Origin of the sequence: Bacillus haynesii, from assembly GCF_001969855.1 — a bacterium.
Classification (GTDB): Bacteria; Bacillota; Bacilli; order Bacillales; family Bacillaceae; genus Bacillus; species Bacillus haynesii.
This window is the reverse complement of the sequence record NZ_MRBL01000044.1, coordinates 1-9,870: the sequence shown is the minus strand read 5'-3', so window position 1 is coordinate 9,870 and position 9,870 is coordinate 1. Positions and strand designations below refer to the sequence as shown.

The 9,870-nt window shown below is 51.0% G+C and carries 2 protein-coding genes; both read left to right on the top strand.

What is annotated here, in order from left to right; all coding sequences use genetic code 11:
* Positions 1 to 1,462, top strand: a 1,462-nt coding sequence (locus tag BTA31_RS21875; RefSeq protein ID WP_076794210.1) for a condensation domain-containing protein, incomplete at its 5' end; no start/stop codon positions are given.
* A gap of 19 nt (positions 1,463 to 1,481) precedes the next feature.
* Positions 1,482 to 9,870: lichenysin non-ribosomal peptide synthetase LicB (licB, locus tag BTA31_RS21870; protein ID WP_076794206.1), on the top strand; the 8,389-nt coding region annotated here is incomplete at its 3' end.

The following is a 9,870-nucleotide window of genomic DNA, read 5'->3' as shown; positions in this document are numbered from 1 at the left end:
GCATCCGACGATCGGAGAGCTCTGTGTTTATGTTCAAACGGCTGACGATCAGACGATCGATCAAGACCCTGTCGAAGGAGAAGTCATACTGACACCGATCCAGCGCTGGTTCTTTGAGCGCAAATTTACGAACGAGCATCACTGGAACCAATCGGTTATGCTTCATGCATTAACGGGATTCGACCCGGAAACGGCAGGCAAGGCTTTAAGTAAACTGATCGAACACCATGATGCACTTCGCATGGTTTATCAGCGAAATGGAGATGGGATTGTTCAGTACAACAGAGGGCTGGAAGAAACAGCGGTTAGCCCTGAAGTCATCCGCTTCAATGAATCGGGCGCTGAACTTGAAGCTGCCGTGTTGAAGGCATCAAATCGGATTCAAAGCAGTATCGATTTAACCGAAGGCCCGCTTTTGAAAGCGGCGATCTTTAAAACGGATCAAGGCGATCATCTTCTCATTGTCGTTCATCATCTCGTTGTGGACGGAATCTCATGGAGAATCCTCCTTGAGGATTTCGCCGCCGGGTACGCCCAGGCTGAAAAAGGAGAGCCAATCATTCTTCAAGAAAAGACGCACTCTTTTGCTGAATATGCGGCTCGCCTGAAAGAATACGCAGGGTCAAAAGCTTTCGTAAAAGAAATCGGCTATTGGCGGGAAATCGAGCAGGCGGAGACGGCAGCGCTCCCGAAAGACGATGAAGCAGAGGACAAGCGGATGCGCCATACGAAAACGGCTGAGTTTTCTCTTTCAAAAGAAGAAACGGAACAGTTGATGACAAAAGTTCATGAAGCATACAGCACGGAAATGAACGACATTTTACTTACGGCGTTGGGCTTGGCGCTGAAAGAGTGGACCGGGCAGGAAGACTTTATCATCTGCTTGGAGGGACACGGCCGGGAGGACATCATAGACGGCTTGAATATTTCCCGGACGGTCGGCTGGTTTACAAGCCAGTTCCCGGCGCTGATTCAAATGCGCCATTCCGAAGATATCGGCTATCAAATTAAACAGATCAAAGAAGAATTGCGCCACATTCCGAATAAAGGAATCGGCTATGGCATTTATCGATATTTAACCGAAGAAGGCAAAAAGGCGCAGCCGATCAAGCATGATATCAGCTTCAACTATTTGGGCCAGTTTACAGAGATGGCGGATTCGGGCCTGTTCACGAGATCAACCTTGCCGTCCGGCGATCCGCTCAGCCCGGAAACGGAAAAGCCGAATGCGCTAGACATCGTCGGCTATATCGAAAACGGCATTTTGACAATGTCAATTGCCTATCATTCACTCGAATACAAAGAAAGCACCGTCGCCGCTGTCGCCGCAAGCTTTAAAACTTATTTGCTGCAATTGATCGGTCATTGCTTAGAGCGGGATGGAGGCGAACTGACCCCGAGCGATCTTGGAGATGATGAACTAACGCTTGAAGAATTAGATAAATTGATGGAAATTTTCTAACAAAAAAACGAGGTGCCTTATGGGGAAACAAAAGATTCAAAAGGTGTATCCTTTGACACCGATGCAGGAAGGAATGCTGTACCACGCAATGCTTGATCCGGAATCTTCCTCTTACTTCACACAGCTGGAGCTTTTCATAGACGGGGAGTTTGATTTGGGGATCTTTGAAAAAAGCGTGAATCAGCTCGTGCGTTCATATGATATTCTCAGAACGGTTTTTGTTCATCAGCAATTGCAAAAACCGCGCCAGGTTGTCCTGGCTGAACGGCAGGCAATAGTGGAATTTGAGGATCTTGCGGACTTGGATGAGGAAAGGCAAAAAACCCGCATTGACCGGTATAAACAAGAGGTACAGGCGGCCGGGTTTAATTTGACGAAAGACATGCTGTTTAAAACGGCGGTCTTTCGGCTTGACCGGAAAAAGTACCATCTTGTCTGGAGCAACCATCATATCGTGATGGACGGCTGGAGCATGGGGATATTGATGAAACGCCTTTTTCAAAACTATGAAGCGTTTCGAGCAAACCGGACGGTTCCGCTTGATCAGGGAAAACCGTATGCGGACTATATTAAATGGCTCGGCCGGCAGGATAAGGATGAAGCGGCATCCTACTGGGAACACCGCCTTTCGGGTTTGGAAAGCCCGAGCGTCATTCCCGGCGGAAAAACGCGGCCGGATTCAGGATCGTACCGGAACGAGGAGTTTACGTTTGTTTGGGACAAGAATATGGTGGATGCTCTTCAACAGGCGGCAAACCGCTATCATGTCACAGCTCCCAACCTTTTTCAGGCGATTTGGGGAGCGGTGCTTGCCAAATATAACAGAACCGATGATGTGGTGTTCGGCACGGTTGTGTCCGGGCGCCCGTCGGAAATTGACGGAATCGAACATATGGCAGGGCTGTTTATCAATACGATCCCCGTCCGTTTGAAGATCGAGCAAAACGCATCGTTTGCCGAGCTGTTCAAACAAGCACAGCAGCATGCAATTGACGCGGAGCGGTACGACTATCTCCCGCTCTATGAGATTCAAAAGCAATCGGCATTGGACGGCCGCTTGATCAGCCACCTTGTCGCGTTTGAGAACTATCCGCTTGACAAGGAGCTTGAAAACGGAACGATCCATGAGCGGCTCGGCTTTTCCATCAAGGCTGCTGGAGCTTTTGAACAAACGAATTACGACTTAAATTTGATCGTTTATCCGGGAGCGGAGTGGACGATCAAACTGAAATACAACGGCGAAACTTTTGACGCGGCTTTCATTGAACAGGCCGCCGGGCATTTAACGAGACTTGCAGAAGAGGCGATTGCAAATCCCGAATCAAAAGCAGTCAGCGCCAACATGTTATCAAAACAGGAGCAACAAAAGCTGCTTGCTTTTAATCAAACGAAAACCGGTTATCCAAGAGAAAAAACGATTCCGGAGCTGTTTGAAGAACAGGTTGAAGCGTCTCCTGACAAAACGGCTGTTGCCGCTGACGGAAGAAGCCTGACTTACCGCAGGCTGAATGAGAAAGCCAATCAGCTTGCGAGAAGGCTGAAAGCAAAAGGCTTGATGCACGGAGATGCGGCCGCCATTATGATGGAGCGGTCGCTTGAAGCAGCCGTCAGCATGCTGGCGGTGCTGAAAGCAGGTGGCGTGTACGTGCCGATCGATCCCGGATATCCTGAAGAGCGGATTCGCTTATTGCTCGAAGACAGCGGGGCAAAAATCGTCCTTACAAAAGACAGCCTGCAGATTTCGCTGGAAGGGTATGAGGTGCTGGCCGCAAATGCGGTGGATGCAGAAAAAGAAGATACCGCCAACCTTGAACATGTCAACAAACCCGGAGATCTTGCTTATTACATTTATACATCCGGATCAACGGGCAAACCGAAGGGCGTTATGGTCGAACACCGCAATATCGTCCGCCTTGTCAAAAATGCGGGCTACATCCCGCTGAAGGGCGGCGTGAAGATGGCGCAGACGGGGGCCGTCAGCTTTGATGCCAGTACATTTGAAGTATTCGGCGCGCTGCTAAACGGAGGAACCCTTTATCCCGTCCCGAAAGAGACGCTCCTTGATGGAAAACGGTTCAAAATGTTCCTGAAGGAAACCGGAATCACAACAATGTGGCTGACTTCGCCTCTTTTCAATCAGCTTGCTCAGCAGGATTCGGGAATGTTTGCAACCTTGAACGATCTGATTATCGGCGGAGATGCCCTTGTTCCGGGTATCGTCAACAGAGTCAAACGCGAATCGCCGGAACTCTCGCTTTGGAACGGATACGGACCTACCGAAAATACAACATTCTCGACGTGTTTTTTCATCGATCAAGCATATGAGAGAACGATCCCGATTGGAAAGCCGATCGGAAATTCAACCGCCTATATCGTTGATGAACACGGCGCGCTTCAGCCGATCGGCGTGCCCGGTGAGCTGTGTGTCGGCGGAGACGGGGTGGCGCGCGGCTACTTGAACCAGCCTGAGCTGACAGATGAAAAGTTTGTCGGCGATCCTTTTGCCGAAGGGAAGCGGATGTACCGCACGGGCGACTTGGCAAAATGGCTTCCCGACGGGAATATCGAATTCCTTGGCCGGATTGATCATCAAGTGAAGGTTCGCGGCTTCCGAATCGAATTAGGCGAGGTTGAAGCGGCTTTAGCCCGCCTTGAGGAGATTTCAGAAGCGGCCGCTGTCATTCGGGAAAACAATGCCGGAGAAAACGAGATTTGCGCCTATTACACTGCAGTTGGCGCGAGGCCGGCCGCACAGCTGCGGACAGAGCTGTCCCGGTCGCTTCCGGAGTATATGATTCCGGCTTATTTAATCGAACTCGACAGCATGCCGCTGACGGCCAACGGAAAGGTTGACAAACGGCAGCTGCCGGCTCCCGTCGCTGAAGAGACTGGTAGATTCGAAGCACCGAAAAATGAAACGGAGAAAATTTTGGCGGCAATCTGGGAAGAGATTCTCGGCATCAAGCAGCCGGGAATCGATGACAACTTCTTTTCCATCGGCGGACACTCGCTGAAGGCGATGATGCTGACAGCCAAAATACAAGAGCAGCTCCAAAAAGAGGTGCCGATCAAAGTATTGTTTGAAAAACCGACGATCAGAGAGCTGGCCGAATTTCTTCAAGGGGAAACGAAAGAGAAAACCGCTTCAATTACGCCGGCACCGTCCCGTCCGAAGTATCCGGTGTCGTCGGCCCAACGGCGCATGTATATCCTCAATCAGCTAGAAGAAGCAAGCACGAGCTACAATGTGCCGGCGGTTCTGCTTTTGGAAGGGGAATTGGATAAGGAGCGTCTGGAAGCCGCGTTTCGGGCCTTGATCGGCCGCCATGAAACATTGCGGACATCGTTCGAATTGATCGATGGAGAAATCGTTCAAATCATCCATCAAGCCGCAGTTTTTCACCTGGCGGAATCAGCGGCTGAAGAAGCGGAAGCCGAAGCGGCGATCAGAGAATTTATCCGGCCGTTTCAGCTGGATAAGGCGCCGCTCGTCCGGGCAGAGCTCGTAAAGCTTGAAGAAAGGCGCCACCTGCTGATGATCGATATGCACCACATTATTACGGACGGAAGCTCCACCGGCATATTGATTCGCGACCTGGCCAGCTTCTACCACGGAGAAGAGGCGCCTGCCCCTAAGCTCCACTATAAAGATTTCGCTGTGTGGCAAAGTGGACCGGAGCATCAAGAGAAATTGAAAGAACAGGAACAGTATTGGCTCGACATTTTCAAAGGTGAGCTGCCTGTTCTCGATCTGCCGTACGATTTTCCGCGGCCGTCAAAACGCAGCTTTGAAGGCGACCGTGTCGTCTTCGGAATCGATCAAAAACTGACGGCAGACATTCAAAAGCTGCTTTCTGAAGCCGATGCGACACTTTATATGTTCCTGTTGGCTGCATTTAATATCCTGCTTTCCAAGTATGCGTCACAGGATGATTTGATCGTCGGATCGCCTGTGGCAGGCAGAACCCATCCGGATCTGCACAACATTCCGGGCATGTTTGTCAATTCGCTGGCGCTCCGCAATCGTCCCGAAGGAGAAAAAACGTTTAAGCAGTTTTTGCAGGAAGTGAGAGAGACAAGTCTTCAAGCATTTGCCAAGCAGGACTATCCGCTTGAAGAACTGATTGAAAAACTGCCATTTCCGCGGGATACAAGCCGAAATCCGCTGTTCAGCGTCTTTTTCAACATGCAGAACATGGAAGTCCCGACGCTGAAACTCGGAGATTTGCAGATTTCTTCTTACTCGGTGCGCCACCGCACAGCGAAGTTCGATCTGTCGCTTGAGGCCGTGGAGCATGATGGCGAAATCGGTTTGAGCTTTGACTATGCCGTATCCTTATTTAAAGAAGAAACGATCCGACGCTGGAGCGGCCACTTCTTAAATGTGATTAAAACAATCTGCGAAAATCCCGGTATTAAGCTCCGGGACATCGAACTGCTTTCAGTCAAAGAGCGCGCACTTCTGCTGGAAGAAGCGAGGCACAGCCGGGCAGAACGCCTTGAGGAGCGGCCGTTTCATGTACGGTTTGAGGAAAAGGCGGACGAACTGCCTGATCAGCCGGCCGTTGTCTGCGGGGAAACCATCCTCACATACCGCGTGCTCGACGAAAAAGCAAATCAGATCGCAAATGTGCTGCACAGTGAAGGCGTCGGAAAAGACGATGTTGTCGGCATTATGCTGGATCGTTCTGCAGAGGTCGCCGCGGCGATTCTCGGCGTGATGAAATCAGGAGGCGCTTTTTTACCGATTGATCCGGAAATGCCGACGAGCAGGGTGCAATATATGCTGGAAGACAGCGGAGCCCGCTGGCTCTTAACAGAACATTCCCATCAAGCGGATCTCGCGGATTGGTATACCGGGAGATTGATAGATGTCAGAAACGACATGCTGATGGCAAGCAAAAAACGACCGCATCCAATCAAGGACGGAGCGAGTCTGGCGTACATCATCTACACATCCGGAACGACGGGCCGGCCGAAAGGCGTTCAGCTCGAACATCGGAATCTGGCAAACTATGTTTCCTGGTTTATCAATGAGGCGCGCCTGTCAGCTTCGGATAAAACGATGCTTTTGTCTTCCTATGCGTTCGATCTCGGATACACGAGTCTTTTCCCGGTGCTGCTCGCCGGAGGAGAGCTGCATATCGTCCCGAAAGAAACGTATACAGAACCGGAGACATTTACTCATTATATCGGTGAACAAGGGATCACATATATCAAGCTGACGCCGTCGCTGTTCCATACGGTCGTTCAGCCGCAAAGCTTCGCTTTGGCAAAGGGGCTTCAGTCATTGAGACTGATTGTACTAGGGGGAGAAAAAATCAATCCGAAAGATGTCGAGCGGTTCCATTCCCGCTATCCGGACACCCGGTTCATCAATCATTACGGGCCGACGGAAACGACGATCGGTGCCATCGCAAAACCGGTCGAACCGGGCATGATCCGGCAATTCGCCGAGCGCCCGACGATTGGACGGCCGATATCGGGCGCCGGAGCACTGGTATTGGACGCTTCCCGCCGGCTTGTTCCCGCAGGTGCGGCAGGCGAGCTGTATATTACGGGAAACGGGCTTGCAAGAGGATATGTGAACAACCGGGAACTCACGGCTGCGAAGTTTATCGAAAATCCTTACACACCGGGCACACTCATGTACCGGACGGGGGATCTCGTCCGCCGTCTTCCGGACGGAGAGATTGAATTTTTGGGGCGGACGGATGATCAGGTGAAAATCCGCGGCTACAGAATCGAATTGAGAGAAATCGAAGAAGCCTTTATCGAGCTTGATGATATAGAGAGAGCGGTCGTTCTTTCCTTTGTGACTGACTCGGGATTAGACGAACTGTGCGCTTATATTCAAGCGAAACGACAGCTGCCGGTTTCCGAACTGAGAGAGCGTCTTTCCGAGCGGCTGCCGTCGTACATGATCCCTTCATACTACGTAACCGTGGATGAAATGCCGCTTTCGGCAAACGGAAAAGTGGAGCGCAGCGCGCTGCCGGAGCCGCAAGGTCTAAACGGGCGAAGCGATTCGTATAGAGCGCCGTCAACCGGATTTGAAAAAGCTCTCTGCGGCATTTGGGAAGAGGTGCTTGGCGTTCGGCCGGTCGGACTTGACGACAATTTCTTCGATCTTGGCGGACATTCATTAAAAGGAATGATGCTGACAGCGGAAATCCAATCCAAGCTCGGAAAAAAAGTACCGTTAAAAACGTTGTTCGATTGTCCGACAGTCGGCTTGCTCGCCCGCAGTATCGAAGCATCTGAAGGACAGTCAGTACAAAGCGGGATTCAGCCTGCCGAAAAACGCGACTGGTATCCGGTTTCATCCGCTCAGCAACGGATGTATGCCCTCCATCATTTTGAAAAGAACGGAACGGGCTACAATATGCCGTCTGTTCTCATGATGGAAGGCGTGCTTGATACGGATCGTTTAAGACGGGCGTTCGCCGACTTGGTGAACCGCCATGAATCATTGCGGACCGCATTTGTTGAAATCGATGGCCGTACCGTTCAAATTGTGCATGAAAAAGCGGACATTGACTTAAAGGTTATTCATATTTATGAAGACGACGCAGAAGCAGAGATCAACCGCTTTATTAGACCGTTTGATCTCAGCATGGCTCCGCTGATCAGAGCCGAGCTGCTCTCCATCAGCTCTACGCGCCATCTGCTTTTGATTGATACGCATCATATTATTGCGGACGGCGTTTCCAGAAGCCTTTTCGTCAAAGAAATCGCACAGCTTTATAAAGGCGCTTCGCTCCCTGAGCCGAAACTGCACTATAAAGATTATGCGGTGTGGCAGCAAGAACCTGACCAGCAAGAAAACATCCGGAAACAGGAAGACTTCTGGCTCCGGCAGTTTAAGGAAAGCGTTCCGGAACTCAGCCTTCCGCTCGACTTTCCGCGTCCTCCTGTCCAAAGCTTTGCCGGGAACCGGGTTCACTTTAAAGTATCAAAAGACACCGCCCTTAAAATCCGCCGTTTGACGGCGGAAACGAACACGACGCTGAATATTGTGATGCTCGCCGTTTTTAACCTGTTTTTAAGCCGCCTTGCCGGCCAAAAGGATATTGTTGTCGGCTCAGCGGCAGCGGGCAGAACGAATGCTGATCTGAAAGACATGCCGGGGATGTTCGTCAATTCGTTGGCGCTGAAAAACCATGTACCTGATCAAGCATCATTCAGCGAGTTTTTGGAAGAGGTGAAAAACAACAGCCTCGCAGCCCTCGACCATCAGGACTATCCGTTTGAAGAGCTGATCGCCAAGCTTGATTTGCCGCGCGATATGAGCCGGAATCCGCTGTTCAATGTCATGCTGACAACGGAAGATCCTGATAAAGAGATGCTCGATTTAGACGGTCTGACAATCAAGCCGTATGAGATTTCACATGCTGCTGCCAAGTTCGACCTGACACTGGGGGCTTTTGAAAAAGATCATGAAATCGGTCTTCAGTTCGAATATGCAACAGATTTGTTTCAGAAACAAACGATTGAACGCTGGAGTGGATATTTGCTTAACCTGCTCGAAGCGGTTGCCGAAAACGCGGATGCCCGCCTGTCAGAGCTTTCGCTTCTGAATGAAGCCGAAAAACGGCGGATCGTGTACGAATGGAATGACACAGTGCTTGACGTGCCGCAGGACAAAACGGTCCATGAGCTGTTCGAAGCGCAAGCCCTTCGCACGCCTGAACGTGGGGCAGCGGTTTACAACGGCGTGAAGTGGACGTACAAAGAGCTGAACGCGCGGGCGAACCGTCTGGCCCGCCTGCTGATCGAAAAAGGGGCCTGTCCTGAACAGCGGATCGGGATCATGGTCAAGCCTTCGCTTGAAATGACGGCCGGCGTGCTCGCGATTTTGAAAGCGGGAGCGGCCTATGTGCCGATCGATCCCGGCTATCCGGCCGAGCGGATCGGATACGTGCTGAAAGACAGCGGTGCAGAGCTGCTTTTGACGCAAAACGGATTAACGGTGCCGGACACATTTACCGGAGAAGTGATCGATTTGAATGAAGAAGCTTCCATTCTGGATGGTGAGCTTTATCCAGAGGATGACATTAATCCAAACGCGAAAGCTCAGCCTGACAACCTGGCATACTTGATCTACACATCGGGCACAACCGGCCAGCCGAAAGGCGTCATGGTCGAACATCAGTCGCTCGTGAACTTGTGCTGTTGGCATAATGATGCATTCGCGGTTACAGAACAGGATAAAAGCGCGAAATATGCCGGTTTTGGCTTTGATGCTTCCGTCTGGGAAATGTTCCCGTACTGGATCGTCGGGGCGGAGCTTCACATCATCGATGAATCGATCCGGATGGATATTACGCGTTTGAATCAATACTTTGAAGAGAACGGGATTACGATCACGTTCCTGCCGACACAGCTTTGCGAACAGTTCATGGAGC